Source organism: Streptomyces sp. NPDC025784 (assembly GCF_055558435.1).
On record NZ_JBVHMN010000025.1, the window covers coordinates 107,807 to 123,373 of the forward strand.

A 15,567-nucleotide genomic window follows, 5' to 3' on the forward strand; every position below is an offset into this window, starting at 1 on the left:
CGCACCCGCGGAAACGCACGGTCGGGCCGCGCGGGCGGTCGGCCGTCAGCGAAGGAAGCCCTCGTACCTGTGCTGCTCGACCTGGCTGTTGATCTGCTTGACCGTCTCCAGGCCGACGCTCACGATGATCAGCAGGCTCGTGCCGGTGAGCTGATTGGCGCCGCCGAAACTGGCGAACGCCACGGTCGGCACGAGCGCGATGAGTCCCAGATACAGCGACCCGGGCCAGGTCAGCCGATTGAGCACATAGCTGAGGTACTCGGCCGTCGGCCGGCCGGCCCTGATGCCCGGAATGAACCCGCCGGCCTGCTTGATGTTTCCCGCCACTTCCTCGGGATTGAAAGTGATCGCCACATAGAAGAAGGCGAAGAACACGATCAACAGGAAGTACGCGGCCACGTAGTACGGATGGTCTCCCTTGACGAAGTTGCGTGTGATCCACGTCGCCCAGCCCGAGGTCGAGTGCGAGAACTGGGCGATCAGGGCGGGGACGTACAGGATGGACGAGGCGAAGATGACGGGGACCACGCCGGCCTGGTTCACCTTCAGCGGGATGTAGGTCGCCGTGCCGCCGTAGGACTTACGGCCCACCATCCGCTTCGCGTACTGGACCGGCACACGCCGCTGGGCCTGTTCCACGAAGACGACCAGGCCGACCATGGCGAGACCCACGAGGACGACCGCGCCGAACCCGAGCCAACCGTCCGCGATCTCGCCCTGCTGTTTCACGGCCCACAGTGCACCCGGGAGAGTGGAGGCGATCGAGATGAAGATGAGCAGCGACATGCCGTTTCCGACTCCCCGCTCGGAGACCAGCTCGCCCATCCACATCACACAGGCCGTGCCCGCCGTGATCGTGAGGACCATGACCACGGTCGTGAGGATGGAGGTGTCCGGCACGATGCTCCCCGCCGTCGGGCAGCCGGGGAACAACGCGCCGCTACGGGCGGTGGCGACGAGACCGGTGCCCTGCAGGACGGCGAGGGCGACCGTCAGATAGCGGGTGTACTGCGTGATCTTCCCCTGCCCGGCCGCGCCTTCCTTCTTCAGCGCCTCCAGCCTCGGAATGACCGCCGTCAGCAACTGCAGGATGATGCTCGCGGTGATGTAGGGCAGGATCCCCAGGGCGAAGACCGTGATCTGCAGGAGTGCCCCACCGCTGAACATGTTCACCAGACCCAGCAGGCCGCCGTTGCCCGAGGCTGCCGCGTCCACACAGCTCTGTACGTTCTTGTAGGAGATCCCCGGCACGGGAACGTGGGAGCCGATGCGGTACAGAACGATGACACCCAGCGTGAAGGCCAGCTTTTTCCGCAGGTCGGGTGTTCTGAACACCTGGATCAACGCGCTGGACAACGGTTCCTCCTTCGCCCCTCGCAGATAGGCGGAGGCGCGGAAACGCTCTAGTGAAGGGCGTGCGGAAACGGCGTGCGGACCAGGGGGTTTCGTTCGGAACCCCCTGGGGCGACATGCGGTCGCAGAAGCGCTGCGACGAGCACCATTTTTGAATGGCCCGATCAACTCAGCAACCGGACGAGGCGCGGCCGAGCCGTCCCGCGCCGCCGGGGTGCGCAGAAGACCCGCGGCCGCCCGCCCGGAGCCGCTGCTCGACGAATCCCACGACGGCGCCCGGATGCACGGCCGCCGGTGTGGGGGAGGCGGGAACCTGGGCGGTGTGCGCGTGGGGCCTGATCCTCTCCGCAGCGCTCCCCCGCCCTGTGTGAGGATGTGGCCATGGCGTGGCTGAGGAAACGCGGACAGTGGTCGGTCGGGCTCGTCGCCGCGGCGAGTGCGGCGCTGACGCTGAGCGCGTGCGGCCAGGACCGCTCCGACGACGGTGCCTCCGGGGACCGCGCGGCGAGGTACCAGCGCGTCATCGAAGATCCTCACCCGCGCCCCGCCGACGTCATCGAGGCGGCCGGCGCACCCACCGGCGTGGTCCGCGCCGACGACGGCTCGCTGCTCCTGACGTACGACGCCGGCAATGTCGAGGACGACGAGGGACCGGCCGCCACCGCCTGGCGCATCGTCGACCCCGACGGCCGTACGGTCGCCGAGCACGCGGAACACGGGGACGCGGAGGCGCTGCCGGCCGCGTTCAAGGGGGGGCCCGGGGGCTTCGTTCGGGTGCCGCAGGAGGGGACCGAGGGTGCGTACGCCCTCGATGTACGCGGCAAGCGGCACAAGGTCACCATGAGCGAGACTCCGTTGCGCACTCGCCCCGGCGACATCCTGATCGCCGAGCGGGAACCGGCTCTCGTCTACCGACCCGCCACGCGCGCCATGGCGCCCCCGGCCCGGCTGCCGGACGAGGCCGTCCGCCTCGCCGTCGACGAGCGGGGCACGGCCTGGAGTCTGGACCAGCCACCGACCGGCGGCCCGGACCGTGTCGTACGGCAGCGCGACGGCCGCACCCTCGGTTCCACAGCCGTCCCGAAGCCTTACGCAGGGGGTGTCCTCGCCGCACGCGGTGGCGCCGCCGGGCTGTCCCTCACGCAGGACGACGGTGTGCACGGCCTGTTGGTGACGACGGACGGCGGCGGGCACTGGCGGACGGTCCTCGGCGGCGGCATTCCCTGGAGGGAGCTGAAGCACGGCCCGGAGTCGCTGATCCTGGAGGTGCTCGCGGACGGGCGGCTGCTCGTCGGCGAAGAAGGCGGCCGCTACTGGCTCGCCGACGACCGCACCGACCGGGCCTTCCACGAGCTGAGGACACCGGCGACATTCACCTCGCTCAGCGTCGACGGCACGACGCTCTACGGCATCGCGGACGCCACGACGGCGACGTACGACCTGGTGCGAGGCGAAGGGCTCTGGACGTCACTTGACGGCGGACGCGAGTGGCGGCGCTACGAGCAGCGCGGTTAGCTGCGCAACGGGCGCGTTCCGAGCACTGACTCCTTCGCCGACCCGTACCGGTGGGGAATCGGTCAGGTCAGTTCCAGGCCACCGTCGATCGTCAGCACCTGCCCCGTGACCTGGGATGCCCGAGGATCAGCAAGGCGCAGGATCCAGGTGGCGATGTCCGCGGGGTCGCCCAGGCGGCCGGTGGGGATCTGCCCGCGCTCAGCGGCGCGCAGCTCCGTGATGGCCCCCTCGGACAGTCCCGCTGCCGCCAGGACGTCGGTCTCGGTGGGCCCAGGGGCGATGGCGTTCACCCGGACCCCTTCACCGGCGAGTTCGAGCGCCCAGCTTCGGGTCAGCTGTTCCAGGGCGCTCTTGGTGGCGGCGTAGTGCGCCGCGCCCGCGAGAGGGCGGTGGCCGTAGGTGCTGGACACGTTCACGATGGAACCGGAGGTCTCACGCAGGTACGGCAGGGCCGCATGGGCGAGCAGGCTGGGCGCCGTCACGTTCAGCTCGAACAGATTGCCGATCACCGCTCGGTCGGTCTCTGCCAGGGGCATGATGGCGGCGGCGCCGGCGTTGTTCACCAGCAGGTCCAGTCGGCCCCACCGCTCCACGGCGGTGCTGACCACGGTTTCGGCGGCGCCGTCCCCGCAGATGTCGAGGGGAAGGATCTCGACACCGGGATGCTTCCCGGCGGTCTGCTCCAGGGCGTCCTTACGGCGGCCCACGCCCAGAACGTGCGCCCCCGCCTCTGCCAGGGCCACCGCCGTCGCCCGGCCGATTCCGGATCCCGCGCCGGTGACGACGGCGACACGGTCTGCGAAGTGCAGGGGGGAGGAGGTTGAGTCGGACATGTTCTTCCTTCCGTTCGTCGGGTAAAGCGGAGCCGGCCCGTGAGGCAAAGACGGCCGCCTCCGCTGCCCCCCTTGCCGGCGCCGGCCCGGACTTCACCCCGGTCCCGGCACTCGTCAAGACCGCGCCGGCCCGCTCACGCACCATTGACAGAGCAGCCCTGCCGCATGTGACAACTGGAAGCCGCCGGTACGAGGGCAGGGCGGCGCACGCCCCACGGGCGTGCCTGGCGCACCGCGAGGCCTGGGCAATTCCGAACTGGCCTTGCCGACGCGGCCCCGGCCCCGGCCCCGGGAGAGGATCCCACTCAGGCAAGGAGTCCTTATGAACGACCGTGCCCGCACCGTGCTGGCCGGCCTGGACGGCGCCCGCTCCGACCTCGAGAACTTGTACAAGGACCTGCACAGACATCCCGAACTCGGCCTGCGGGAGCACCGCACGGCGCGGAAGGCGACCGACGCCCTGCGGGACTTCGGTTATGAGGTCACCGACGGCATCGGCGGGACAGGCGTACTCGGGGTGCTGGCCAACGGCGAGGGCCCCGTCGTCATGGCCCGTGCCGACATGGACGCTCTGGCTGTGCGCGAGCAGACCGGGCTGCCCTATGCCTCCGCGGTCACCGTGACCGGAGACGGCGGCGTCGAGCTCCCTGTGATGCACGCCTGCGGGCACGATGTGCACGTGACCTGCCTCATCGGCTGCGCACGGCTGATGGCCCAGGCCAAGGGGGCCTGGCGAGGCACGTTCGTGGCGCTCTTCCAGCCCTCGGAGGAGAACGGCGACGGGGCGCACGCCATGATCGACGATGACCTGACGTCCAGATCACCCCGACCCGACGTGGTGCTCGCCCAACACGTCCTGCCCTGTCCGGCGGGATATGTAGGTATCCGCTCCGGAGCGTTCCTGTCAGCCGCGGACAGCCTCCGCATCACAGTCCATGGCCGGGGTGCACACGGGTCCATGCCCCAGGCGGCGGTGGACCCCGTCGTGATGGCGGCGATGATCGTCGTGCGGCTGCAGACCATCGTCTCCAGGGAACTGGCCGCCATCACACCCGCGGTCGTCACCGTGGGCAGCATCCACGCCGGCACGGACCCCAACATCATTCCCGACAGCGCGGTCATCCAGCTCAACGTCCGTACGTATGATCACGCCTCGCGCACGACGGTTCTCCAGGCCATCGAACGGATCGTCAAAGCGGAGTGCGAGGCGTCCCGGTCCCCGAAGGCACCCGAGATCGAGAAGACCGTCACCTTCCCGCCCACGATCAACGACGAGGCGCCCACCCGGCGCGTCGCCGAGGCGTTCGCGGCCCACTTCGGCGACGACATGCACACCATCGATCTGCAGACCGCCAGCGAGGACATGAGCGAGATCCCCAAGGCATTCGGCGTGCCCTTCACGTACTGGGGCATCGGCGGTACCGACCCCACCCTCTACGCCCAAGCAGCCCGAAACGGCACCATCGCGCAAGACGTCCCCGTGAACCACAGTCCCCGCTTCGCTCCGGTCGTCCAGCCGACCCTGGACACCGGTGTCAGCGCCCTGACCGTCGCGGCCCTCGCCTGGCTCGGGGTCCACTGGGGCGCATGAGCAGGACGCCCGCTTCACCAGAGCGGCGAACAACACGAGTTCGCCGAGGCCGAGCCGCAGGACGGCTCCTACATCCGTGTCTCCTCCCCGAACAGCAGCGCCTGTGGCGCCCAGCGCCACAGGGCCCGCTCACAGGCGTAGTGGCAGAGGCTGATGTCGATCAGCTCCGGGTTCCCGTCGCGAGGGCACACCTCAAGGACGAAGGCCTTGCCCCACCTGCCCGGAGGCGATCGGAAGGCGCCCCCGAACGCCATCATCTGTCTACGGATGCCGACCCCGTCCAGCGCGCTCCACGGGAGCACTTCGGTCGCGTCGCCCCGCAGCCACCAGAACCCGGTGCGGTCGAAGGCGATGGCCCATTTCCGCTGCCGCCAGGCCCGCCGGAACATCCACACACCAGCGGCGCCCGACGCCGCGAGCAGGAGCGCCAAGACGATGGGGGCTCCGGGCACGAACAGCAGGTCCAGTCCGAACACGCACAGAACGCTCGCCGGCACGGTGGCCAGCATCCCCGCTATGAACTGCCGCCGTCCGTATCGCAGGACGGTCGCGTTCTCGGCGGGTCCTCTGTCAGAGATCACGGCTGTGCAATCTATCCCCGAGCCGACCCGGTCCACCAGATGTCCGGCGACGGCAGCCGCGAGCGGCCGCCCCGCAGGTGAGCACCGGGCACCCCGGTGCCGGCGCGATTCGACGCGCCGGCACCGGTCGTGGCATCACTTCTCGTCGCGCAGCCTGGCCGCCAAGGAGGTCAGCGGCTCGGTCGCCTCGGTGTGGCCCAGGCCGGTCAGCCGGGAGACGGCCGCGTCGAGGCGGGTGAGGGCCGGGGCGGGCCGCTTCAGGTAGAGGCCCTCCACGGCACCCGCGAGGCGGACGCACTCGGCCCACTCCTCGGCGTGGTCCTGGTCCGGTCCCGGTTCACCGAGCAGGGCGAAGGTCTTCTCCAGCGCGGCCAGGGAGTCCTCGTACTCGCCGGCGTAGGCGTAGACCCGCCCGTGTTCGTACGCCAGGGCCGTGTCCAGGGAGCGGCTGTGGGCCTCGTACTCGGCGGCGCGGGCCTCGTCGGCGATCCGGCCGGCGTCGGCGAGGTGGGCGAGGGCCTCGGCCAGGCCGTCGGGGCCCTGCTGCTGCGCCTGGAGTCGGGCGAGTTCGCGCAGGCAGTTGCTGAGCTGCTCGTAGCGCGGGGCCCTGGCGTGCGCGGCGAGTGCCTGGCCCGCCGCCTCGCGGGCCCGGTCGAACTCGCCGGACTTGCCGAGGAGCACAGCCGTCTCCCCGGCGATCATGACGTGGCTCCCCGGGTCGTCGTCCCAGTCGGCCGACTCGGCGGCGAGGGCGACGAGTTCCGCCGTGGCGGCCTTGAGGTCGTCTCCCGAGTTCAGTGCGCGGGCGCGTGTCAGGCGCAGTTGGGCCACGAGCCGGTCGTCCAGTTCGCCGGCGGCGACGTCCGGTTCGACCAGGACGGAGTCGAGCAGAGCGATGCAGTCCTCGACACGGCCCAGGTCCAGGCTCAGCTGGGCAGCGTTGCTGTAGGTGCAGAACGCGTCCGTCCGGCTACCGCGTCGAAGGTCCAGTTCCGCCGAGCGCGTCAGGTACCGCAGTGCCTCGTCGGGGCGCCCCAGGTGCATGCAGGCCTCGGCGAGATCGCCGTGGAGGCGGGCCGTGTCGACCGCGTCGGCCGGCCAGTCGGCGGCCAGTCGAACGGCCTCCGCGAGGTCCGCGTGCGCGGCCTGGGCGTCCCGGAGACCGAGCTGGAACCGGCCACGCAGTCCCAGCGTGCGGGGCAGGTGCCAGGCGGGTCCGTGCGCCTTCAGATCGTCGATGAGGCTGTCGATCTCGGTGACCGCGGTGGGCAGTTCGCCGGAGAGGGCGTGCGTGCTGGCCCGCAACAGGCGGGCGCCGGAGATCTGCGGGACGACGTCGTGCCGGGTGGCGAAGTCGTGCAGCAGGTCCACCTCGGCGAAGACCGGCGCGATGTGCTCCTCACTCCGCGACGCCTGAAGGCGCAGGCCGAGGACGGTCGCCCGCAGCCGCAGCAGGCGGGCCTCCTGGTACGGGGTGAGACCGGGCGTCTCCTCGTGCAGGCGGACCATGGAGGCGTGGGCGGCGCTCAGCGCGGCGGCCTTCGCATCGGCTGCGTCGCCGTCCTCCGCGGGAACGCCCGCGGCGGCGAGCAGGGCGCCGCCCCGGGCCAGTGCGGCGCGCCCGGGCGCTCCGGCGTCCTCGTACAGGCCCGCGGCCTCCTCGTAGAGGGCGGCGGCGTCGGCGAACTCGTCCTTCTCGCCCGCCCGGCCCGCCTCGTCGGCCAGCAGATCCGCGCGCAGTTGGACGAGCGGACCCACGGCCGGGTCGTCGGGGTGGGTGTAGTCGCGGGCCGTGACAAGCGTGTGCAGCCGCGCCCAGCAGGCCTGTGCGTCCGGGTGCCCCTGCTCGTCCAACGCCCTTGCCTGGAGGATGAGTTCGGGCAGCGCCTCGGCGACCGTGACGGTCCGGCGACCGGCCGGCGCGGCGACGGGAGCGGCGGCCGGGCCCACCTCGTCGAGGCCGCGGGTGCGCAGGGTCAGTTCCAGGGCGTCCAGGAGCGGGGCACGGTCGAGGCGCGCCCCGCGGCGTTCGGTGTGGGCCGCGGTTCCGTTGCGGGCGTCGAAGCGGGCGGCGAGGTCGTCGGCACGGCCGCGTACCTCGGCGCGCAGGGTCGCCACCGTCCACGTGCGGCCCGCGTAACCGGCGGCGGGCAGGTCGCCGTGGCCGAGCAGCTCCACACGCCGGAGGAGCACCTCCACGCCGGTGAGGAAGTCGAACTGGCCCTGCGGCGAGTCCACTTCGTCGAACAGGTTGCGGTTCTCGGAGAGCAGTTCCAGGCCGCGTGCCTCGTTGCCGGTGAGCGCGCAGAACTCCAGGTGCCGGCCGACCTCTCCGGCCATCGAGGGGTTGCGGCGGCAGGCGCGGTATCCGGCGAGATGCAGCTCCCTGGCCGTGTCGACGCCGCCCGTGCGCAGCAGCGGAAGCAGCGCGTACGAGATGGAGCGGGCAGGCTCCTCCTGGCAGGAGTCCTTCCCGGCGAGCACGGGCTCCCATGTGCGCAGCGCCCGTTCGTCGTCGCCCGCGGCGAGGTGGTGCAGGGCGCGCTCGCAGATCTCGCAGGCTTCGCAGTCGCTGAGCCGGCTGCGGCTGCGGCCGGCCCACAGTTCGTATGCGAGGGCGGTGTCCTCACCGACGTGGGCGGCCAGTTGGTATGCCTGGCCGTAGTACGGCTGGAGGTCGAGGCCTGCCTTCATGTACCGGTCGCGCATCTCCGTCTGCCACTGGCGCAGGCTCGCCAGCGGCACCTCCGGCAGGGCGCGCAGGGCGTTGGCCACCCACTTGAAACGCCAGAACAGCATGTGCCGCAGGCGCTCGTCGAAGACGTCGGGCTGCTCGTCGAAGAGATTCAGCAGCCGTGCGAAGACGACGGGCGACTTCCGGGGTTCGGCGCCGTAGGTGTAGGCCTCCTGGAGTTCCAGGAGCGCGTACGCCAGCGGCTCCGGCTCCCCGAACTGCTCGGCGGCGTCGACGAGTTCCTCGGCCGTGACGGTGCGGGTACGCCCGTAGGGGCGCCGGTCGTTCTCGCTCAGGGCCTGGAAGAGCTCGTCGGTGGTCTGGGGTGCGGTCGGCATCGTCAGATGTCCTTGCGGAGGGCGTGGGCGAGGAGGTCGAGGAAGGAGCGGTTGATGAGGCTCGATTCGGCGGGCCGCAGCGGGCGCCGGGACAGCATCGCGGCCTGCCCGTAGAGGGCTTCGGCGCTGGTGCGGGCCAGTTCGGGCTCGTCGATGGTGACGGCGGTGCGGACCAGCGGGTTGAGCTGGTTGAGGATCAGCTGGGCGCGCGGGGCTTCCTGGCGCAGGGCGCCGAGGATGTCGCCCCACAGGCCGCCCTCCTGCTCACGGGCGAGCTGGGAGCGGGTGCGCTCGTGCCGGGCCTCGCGGCTGTCGACGAGGAGTGCGGGCGCGGACGCGGGCTGGAAGGAGCGCAGCGCGACGTCGCAGTCGAAGACGGCGAGGGCGTCGCGGGCCATGGAGAGGTAGGCCGTGGCGGCCAGTTCCGTCTCCCGGTCGACCGGGTCGAGATGGGCGGTGAGGGTCGCCGGGTCGAGGTCGGCGACGTTGTTCTCGGGCCTGATCTCGGGGAGTCGGTGAACCAGTTCGCGGTCGTAGGTGTAGCCGCCGTTGACGACGCCGAGACCGGCGGCCGAGGCGATCGCGGCGACCTGCCGGAACTCCTCCACGCTCGACGTCACGAGCACGGTGCGGTGCGTGCGCGCGAACTCGTCGAGGGTGGCGTGCCCGTCGGTGGTCTCGAACGGCAGCCAGGGCAGCAGCATCCGCAGGATCTCGTCGTCGTGCACCGCGAGCGACTTCACGGCCAGGTGGTGGACCTGGAGGAAGCGGGCGAGCAGGTCCGGGTCGCTGGCGGCGGCCCGGGCGATCCACGCGCGCAGCCGCTCGGCGAGGGCGTCGCGGACCGCGGCGAGGGTGTCGTCCTCGTACAGGGACTCGCGGGACGCCGTCGGGCGCAGGCTCTCCGCGTCGACGACGCAGCGGACGAAGAACGCCCATTCGGGCAGGATCTCCTCGGCCTGCTCGGACAGCAGCATGCCCTTGACGTGCACGCGGTGGCCGTGGCGGCGCCCGGCCGGCACCGCCTCGGGCAGCACACACGCGATGCCCTTCAGGCCGACGGCCGGGAGGTCCAGTTCGATGGTGTCGAGCGGTGCGAAACCGAAGACGTCCTCGCCGTACGCGGCCAGGGCCCGGGAGCGGGCTCCCGGAGTGGCGTACGTACGGGTCCAAGGCGCCGGCTCGGGGTTGACGGACGCGCCTGGGCCGCCCGTGCCGTCGTCGAAGGTCACCGGGTGGCGCAGCAGGGAGCCGAAGTGCCGGGCCAGCGCGTGCACCTGCGTCGGCCGGGTCCACTCCCCCGCATCCGCCCGCGGAGTGAGGGTGACGGTGGTGCCTGGCCTGGGGCGGGCGGAGGCGGGCAGGGTGCGGACGGTGTAGCTGCCGTCGCCGCGTCCGCGCCACTCCACGGCGGGTGCGTCGGGGGTGCGGGCGGAGCGGCTCAGGACGTGGATCTCGTCCGCGACCAGGAAGCAGGAGAGCAGGCCGATTCCGAACTGGCCGATGAAGTCGCCGCGTTGTTCGGCGATCTTCCCCCAGCCTCGAATGGGCTCGTCCGCGGGGACGCCCGTGGCGCGCTTGCTGCTGCGGCCGATCGTGGCGAGGAAGGTGTGCACGTCGGTCTCGGTGAGACCGACGCCGTCGTCCTCGACGCGTACCACCGAACCGTCGGCGTAGAGGCGGATGCCGTAGGTGTCGGTGGGCGCGGCCGGTTCGAGGCCGTGCCGGGCGGTCAGCGCGTCCACCGCGTTCTGCAGGAGTTCGCGCAGGTAGACGCGGGGGCTGGAGTAGAGGTGGTGGGAGAGGAGATCGACGAGGCCGCGCAGATCCACTTGGAAGGTGCGGTCGGCGCCGACCGGGTTCGCGGCGGTGTCGGGCAGAGTCATCGGACAGTCCTGTGAGGGCGACGGGGACGGGTGGGACCGGGGCGGCGTGCGCTCAGGAGCGGCAGTGGCGGTGGCGGGCGCAACCGGCGCGGCGAACGCTCGGGCGCGGCAGTGGTGATGACGGGCGGAATCGAGGGGGGACGCTCAGGAACGCCGCTGGGGGCGGGCGGGACCGGGGAGCGAACGCTCAAGCGCGCCGGTGGTGACGGGCGAACTGCTTCTCGGGCTCCGCGAAGTACGTCCAGGGCCATTTGGTGTAGGCGCCGTCGAGGGTCAGGAAGACACGCCGGATGGTGTGACGCTCGTCGGCCAGCGCCAGGGCCATGGCGAACATGTTGAAGTCGTGCTGCCAGCCCGGCCGACGTACGTAGGCGGGGTGGAGGATGCTGCGGTCGGCCGCGTCCCGCAACTCGGCCTGGATCTCCGGGGTTTCCAGGCAGTCGCCGCGGTCCGACTCGACCCAGTCCTCGATGTGCGCCATGGCGATGACGCAGCCGAGGCGATGCCCCAGCGGGGCACGGGCGAACGCGTCGCGGGCGAACGCCAGGGCCTGGCCGGGCTCGCCGCTCCAACGGGGCTGCAACTGCGACACCCACTCGACATGGGTCTCCAGGTCCAGCGGGTCGCGGCGCAGAGCGGCGTCGAGCCGGGTCTCGTTGACGGCCGGGCCCAGCGACATACCGCGCCCGGAGGTCAGCAGGCGGCGCCATGGTGTGACCCAGTCCGGCTGGAGCTCGGCGGCCTCGAGGAGCTGTTCCTCGGCGATCCGGAGCCGCTCGTGGAAGACCCGCCACTGCTCCTGCGAGACGTTCACGGCGCGTGCGGAGGTGCGCGCTTCCCAGCCCCAGCTGATGTGGCGCGTCCCGGATATCAGCAGGGCCGTCGCGCGGTGTTCCTTGTCCTCCTCGACGGCCTGACCGATCCAGTCCTGCACACCGTCCAAGTCGGCCAATTCACCGAGGACTTGGTGATCGCGGCCGAGGTCGAAGGGGACCAGCGCCGCCTTGACCGCCTCCCAGTCACCGGCGTCCGCCGCCTCCACCAGCGTCAGCACCCGCCTGTCGCCGAGCGCGCGCAGCGCGTACATGCCGCCTTTCTGCCTGCGCGGGACGGGAAGGGCGTGCGGATCCGCCTCCGGTCTCTCCCCACCCTTGCCGAACAGCTTGCCCAACATGCAGCGCCCTCCCCAGGTCCCGCGTGATCTTCGGGTGCAGCATAAGCGGTCCCACCGACACCGCTTCCACAGGGTTTTCACCGGCGCTTCATGAGACCCGCTGCCGGGCATGGGCCGCCGTCGCCGCGGGGCTCACACCCACGGACGAGTGGCACGACGGTGAGATCCGGTGGCACCGGGCCCTCGGGCGACGACAACGCCGTGACGTCTCGGCGCAGGGGGGCGCGGTGCCGCGACGTCACAGCGCAGGGGCCTCCCCGCACCGCGGCTTCACGGCGCCGGGGGTGAGGCTATTGCGGCCCGGCCAGCCACTCGTCGAAGGTGGTGGGCGCGATGCGAGCGCCGTCGCCCGGCAGGAGCACGTCGCCGGCCATCTCCGTACCGAAGATCGATGACCACGTCGGCACGAGCTCGACCCTGTGCCCGCGTGCGTCGTTGGTACGTCGGGCCATGTCCACGAGGTCCTGCGGTTCCGGGCCGGCGACATCGCGGTAGTGCCCCTGCGGTGTGCCGGTGGCGATCTCCGCGAGGACGTCGGCCACGTCCGAGGGGGCGATCGGCTGCACGAGCAACGGTGCGATCGTGGCGACACCACCCCGTTCGGTCCAACTCACCACCGTCGCGGCGAAGTCGTGGAACTGCGTGAAGGGAACGACGGTCCACGGCACCGGGCCGTCGGCCACGAGGCGCTCCTGCTCCCGCTTGCCCGCATAGTGTGCGTTGCCTTCGATGCGATGGACGCCGACGATCGTGAGCAGCACGTGGTGACGGACACCGGCCCGCGCCTCGGCGGCGAGCAGGTTCCGGGTGGTGGTGGCGAAGAACGCCACGGCCTCGTCCCGGTCGGTCGCCTCGTGGCTCGTGGCGTCCACGACGGCGTCGACACCTCTCAGAGCGGCGTCGAGACCGTCGCCCGTCGTCAGGTCCACACCGAGCGAGCGGCTGATGCGCACGACGTCGTGTCCGGCCCGTTCCAGGGCTGTGGCGGTACGGGCGCCGATGTTCCCCGTCGCTCCGGCGACGGCGACGCGCAGGGCAGGCATGGTGGTCCCTTCTGTGCCGCTCGTTCTGCCGTGCCGCTTCGCTCCCCCGCTGTCGGTGTCAGCAGAGGTGAGCGGCCGCGGGGGTGCGCCCCTTCAGCGTCGCCCTCGGCGGCCGCGACCGCATCCCGGCCGTCGGCGTCACCGCGGTCACATCGTCCGGCTCGGTGGAGTGGCGGCCGCTTCGGTCGGCCGCCCTGACCGATCGATCGGGCGTACGCTCGAAGGGCGCCGAAGTCGTCAAGTGCGGCAGCCCGGACACCGCAGGCGCACACGTCACGTCTCACGAGGTCGCCGGCATCCTCCACGGCTCCGCTTCGTCGTCCTCCCGCGGCACCTTCGGACGCCGTCGCCGACCGGGGACGCACGCCCGTTCCGCGCGCGGACGCAGGGACAGGCGCGGACGCACGCACGACGGCGCATGCGCGTGCGATGCGGTCCGCTCACGGAGAAGGAGGCAGACCCATGGCTGCCAGACACCTCGCCCTCATCACCGGCGCGGGCGACGTGGGCCGAAACGTCGTCGAGAGGCTGCGTTCGCAGGACGTGCCCGTACGGGTCATGGTCCGCCGGGACGACGACCGTGCCGCGCGGCTGCGTGCGCTCGGTGCGGAGGTCGTCCTCGGCGACCTCACACGACCGGACACCGTCGCGGCCGCGTTGGAGGGCACCCGGAGCATGTACTTCGCCATGCCCGTGTCGCCCGACCATCTTCTCGCGGCGACCGTCGTGGCGAGTGTCGCGCGGGAGTACGGCACGCTGGACGCCCTCGTCGACATGTCACAGATGACCGTGTCGCAGATGACCGCAACCAGCACCACGGAGTCCCGCCAGCAGCGGCTGCACTGGCTGGCGGAGCAGGTGTTCAACTGGTCGGGCCTGCCGGTGGTGCACATCCGCCCCACCGCTTTCCTGGACAACCCGCTGTTCACCACGCTCACGGCCCGGACGATCCAGAGGAACGGCACCATCGAGCTGCCCTTCGGAAACGGACGCACTTCGCCGATCGCCGTGGACGACGTCGCCAGGGTGATCGCGACCGTGCTGAGTGACCCCGGCCCCCACGTGGGGCACGTCTACGAACTGACCGGCCCACGCACGGTCGACATGACGGAGATGGCCGACGCCTTCTCGAAGGCACTGGGTCGGCCGGTCTCCTACGTGGACGTCCCTCTCGACCGGTGGCGCGAGGAGGTGCTCTCCACGATCGGCCTGCCGCCGCACGTCGAGGAGCACATCGTCACCATGTGCCGCCTCCACCATCAGAACCGGTACGACCGGGCCTCCGCCGACGTCGAGCGCCTCAGCGGTGCCCCAGCCGAGTCGATCGAGGAGTTCGTGGCGGCACGCAAGGACTTCTACCTGGGCTGACGACCTCGCCGCCACGAAGGTCGCGGTCTTCCCCGTTGCGGCAGGCGGAGGCCCCTCAGCGCAGTACGGCCGCCAGCAGGTCGGACCCCAGCGCCGCCACACCAGGCAGTTCGAGGGTGTAGCGAACGTAACGACCGTGCCGCCGGGACGTGAGCAGGCCCGCGCGGCGCAGGACGGCGAGGTGGCGGGAGACCTCAGGGGGTGAGAGCTGCCAGGCGTGGGCCAGTTCACCGGTGGTGTGCGGGCCGCGGGCGAGGGTGCGCAGCAGCCGCAGCCGTACAGGATGTGCCAGGGCCTCCAGTCGTAGCGTGACCGTTTCCAGCGACACCGGTTGCGACGGTCGCGGCCCGGCCACGGGGTACTGCACCACCGGCTGCCATCCCGGCGCGTGCACCACCACCAGGTGCGGGCTGCCGAAGACGCTGGGGATGAAGCTCACGCCGGTGCCATGGGCGGCGGTCGCCTTGTCCTGCAGCTTGTCCACGACGATGCAGTCGCCGTCCGGTGCCAGGGTGACCGCGTCGGACACCGATGCGAGCGCCGCGCCGATGCCCTGTCGCTTCAAAAGGTCGTTCTTCAGCCGCAGGTCGGTGGCGAGTTGTAGGGCGACATCCTTCCAGGCGGCGTCGAAGAAGGCCTCGGCGCACTGCTCCAGGGTCTGGCGTACGCGCGCCCGCACGGCTGCGGGGTCCGCGAGCAGCCGTTCCGCGAAGGCCTCTTGTCGCGGGCCGCGGGCCTGGGCGAGGTCCAGGGCCCGTTCGCGGGCGGTCGCGTCGGTGAGTGGCGACGCAGTGCTGAAGGGGACCCGGTTGCTGCCGCAGGTGCTGACGAGCGCGGCGGTCACATACGTCTCGTCGTCGATCCGGTCCACGTCGTCCAACTCCTCGGCGAGGGTCGGCCGGGGTCGGGCAGGGATCAGGAAGTCGGCCTGTGAGGAGCGCCAGAGGAACTCTGCCTCCCTGAGCCGCTCGGCCGGCTCCGGCCGCAGCCCCGACCAGACGTCCCCGGCCCAGCCGGCGAACTGCGGATGGTGCCCGGGTTCGGCCAGCACGTGCAGCATCGCGGTCAGCTCGGCGAGCGGGGAGGCGGCGAACCGCAGTCGCTCGGACGGCAGGCCGCCGATGTCGATCCTCAACGTCATCCCCCCAGCA

11 protein-coding genes are annotated in these 15,567 nt (G+C 71.4%); 3 read left to right on the plus strand and 8 right to left on the minus strand.

Features of this window, described 5'->3' with window-relative positions; all coding sequences use genetic code 11:
• Positions 1-45: 45 nt before the first annotated feature.
• Positions 46-1,356, minus strand: a complete 1,311-nt coding sequence (secY, locus tag ACZ4IF_RS39240; RefSeq protein ID WP_359497311.1) for a preprotein translocase subunit SecY — start codon at positions 1,354-1,356, stop codon at positions 46-48.
• Between the two features lie 378 nt (positions 1,357-1,734).
• Here secY and ACZ4IF_RS39245 point away from each other — a divergent pair, with 378 nt between their 5' ends.
• Complete coding sequence (locus tag ACZ4IF_RS39245) at positions 1,735-2,868, plus strand: hypothetical protein (protein ID WP_467572288.1); 1,134 nt, start codon at positions 1,735-1,737, stop codon at positions 2,866-2,868.
• Between the two features lie 62 nt (positions 2,869-2,930).
• Here ACZ4IF_RS39245 and ACZ4IF_RS39250 read toward each other — a convergent pair whose 3' ends face one another.
• On the minus strand, positions 2,931-3,701 hold the full coding sequence (locus tag ACZ4IF_RS39250) for an SDR family NAD(P)-dependent oxidoreductase (protein WP_467572291.1): 771 nt from the start codon (positions 3,699-3,701) through the stop codon (positions 2,931-2,933).
• A 322-nt stretch (positions 3,702-4,023) separates the two neighbouring features.
• Here ACZ4IF_RS39250 and ACZ4IF_RS39255 point away from each other — a divergent pair, with 322 nt between their 5' ends.
• Positions 4,024-5,292, plus strand: coding sequence for a M20 family metallopeptidase (locus ACZ4IF_RS39255; protein WP_467572294.1), 1,269 nt, complete (start codon positions 4,024-4,026; stop codon positions 5,290-5,292).
• Positions 5,293-5,360: 68 nt separating this feature from the next.
• Here the strand turns inward: ACZ4IF_RS39255 and ACZ4IF_RS39260 are convergent, their stop codons facing one another.
• From ACZ4IF_RS39260 to ACZ4IF_RS39280, 5 genes are all read right to left on the minus strand, one after another.
• The gene (locus tag ACZ4IF_RS39260; protein ID WP_359497302.1) at positions 5,361-5,873 is read right to left on the minus strand and encodes a hypothetical protein; all 513 of its coding nucleotides are present in this window, start codon (positions 5,871-5,873) and stop codon (positions 5,361-5,363) included.
• A gap of 135 nt (positions 5,874-6,008) precedes the next feature.
• On the minus strand, positions 6,009-8,945 hold the full coding sequence (locus tag ACZ4IF_RS39265) for a hypothetical protein (RefSeq protein ID WP_467572297.1): 2,937 nt from the start codon (positions 8,943-8,945) through the stop codon (positions 6,009-6,011).
• A 2-nt stretch (positions 8,946-8,947) separates the two neighbouring features.
• Positions 8,948-10,831 (minus strand): HSP90 family protein, encoded by a 1,884-nt coding sequence (locus ACZ4IF_RS39270; protein ID WP_467572300.1) that lies wholly within the window; start codon positions 10,829-10,831, stop codon positions 8,948-8,950.
• Positions 10,832-11,018: 187 nt separating this feature from the next.
• Positions 11,019-12,005: a hypothetical protein gene (locus tag ACZ4IF_RS39275; protein WP_467572303.1), complete on the minus strand. Its 987-nt coding sequence runs from the start codon at positions 12,003-12,005 to the stop codon at positions 11,019-11,021.
• Positions 12,006-12,295: 290 nt separating this feature from the next.
• A complete protein-coding gene (locus ACZ4IF_RS39280; RefSeq protein ID WP_467572306.1) occupies positions 12,296-13,048 on the minus strand; it encodes an SDR family oxidoreductase in 753 nt (250 codons plus the stop codon).
• Between the two features lie 462 nt (positions 13,049-13,510).
• Here ACZ4IF_RS39280 and ACZ4IF_RS39285 point away from each other — a divergent pair, with 462 nt between their 5' ends.
• The gene (locus ACZ4IF_RS39285) at positions 13,511-14,416 is read left to right on the plus strand and encodes an NmrA family NAD(P)-binding protein (RefSeq protein WP_467572309.1); all 906 of its coding nucleotides are present in this window, start codon (positions 13,511-13,513) and stop codon (positions 14,414-14,416) included.
• Positions 14,417-14,471: 55 nt separating this feature from the next.
• Here the strand turns inward: ACZ4IF_RS39285 and ACZ4IF_RS39290 are convergent, their stop codons facing one another.
• Complete coding sequence (locus tag ACZ4IF_RS39290) at positions 14,472-15,557, minus strand: DUF5937 family protein (protein WP_467572311.1); 1,086 nt, start codon at positions 15,555-15,557, stop codon at positions 14,472-14,474.
• Between the last annotated feature and the right edge of the window lie 10 nt (positions 15,558-15,567).

Excerpts from the sequence above, each read along its gene's own strand:
- ACZ4IF_RS39245 (WP_467572288.1), top strand. The coding sequence starts at position 1,735 with ATGGCGTGGCTGAGGAAACGCGGACAGTGGTCGGTCGGGCTCGTCGCC.
- ACZ4IF_RS39250 (WP_467572291.1), bottom strand. The coding sequence starts at position 3,701 with ATGTCCGACTCAACCTCCTCCCCCCTGCACTTCGCAGACCGTGTCGCC.
- ACZ4IF_RS39255 (WP_467572294.1), top strand. The coding sequence starts at position 4,024 with ATGAACGACCGTGCCCGCACCGTGCTGGCCGGCCTGGACGGCGCCCGC.
- ACZ4IF_RS39265 (WP_467572297.1), bottom strand. The coding sequence starts at position 8,945 with ATGCCGACCGCACCCCAGACCACCGACGAGCTCTTCCAGGCCCTGAGC.
- ACZ4IF_RS39270 (WP_467572300.1), bottom strand. The coding sequence starts at position 10,831 with ATGACTCTGCCCGACACCGCCGCGAACCCGGTCGGCGCCGACCGCACC.
- ACZ4IF_RS39275 (WP_467572303.1), bottom strand. The coding sequence starts at position 12,005 with ATGTTGGGCAAGCTGTTCGGCAAGGGTGGGGAGAGACCGGAGGCGGAT.
- ACZ4IF_RS39280 (WP_467572306.1), bottom strand. The coding sequence starts at position 13,048 with ATGCCTGCCCTGCGCGTCGCCGTCGCCGGAGCGACGGGGAACATCGGC.
- ACZ4IF_RS39285 (WP_467572309.1), top strand. The coding sequence starts at position 13,511 with ATGGCTGCCAGACACCTCGCCCTCATCACCGGCGCGGGCGACGTGGGC.
- ACZ4IF_RS39290 (WP_467572311.1), bottom strand. The coding sequence starts at position 15,557 with ATGACGTTGAGGATCGACATCGGCGGCCTGCCGTCCGAGCGACTGCGG.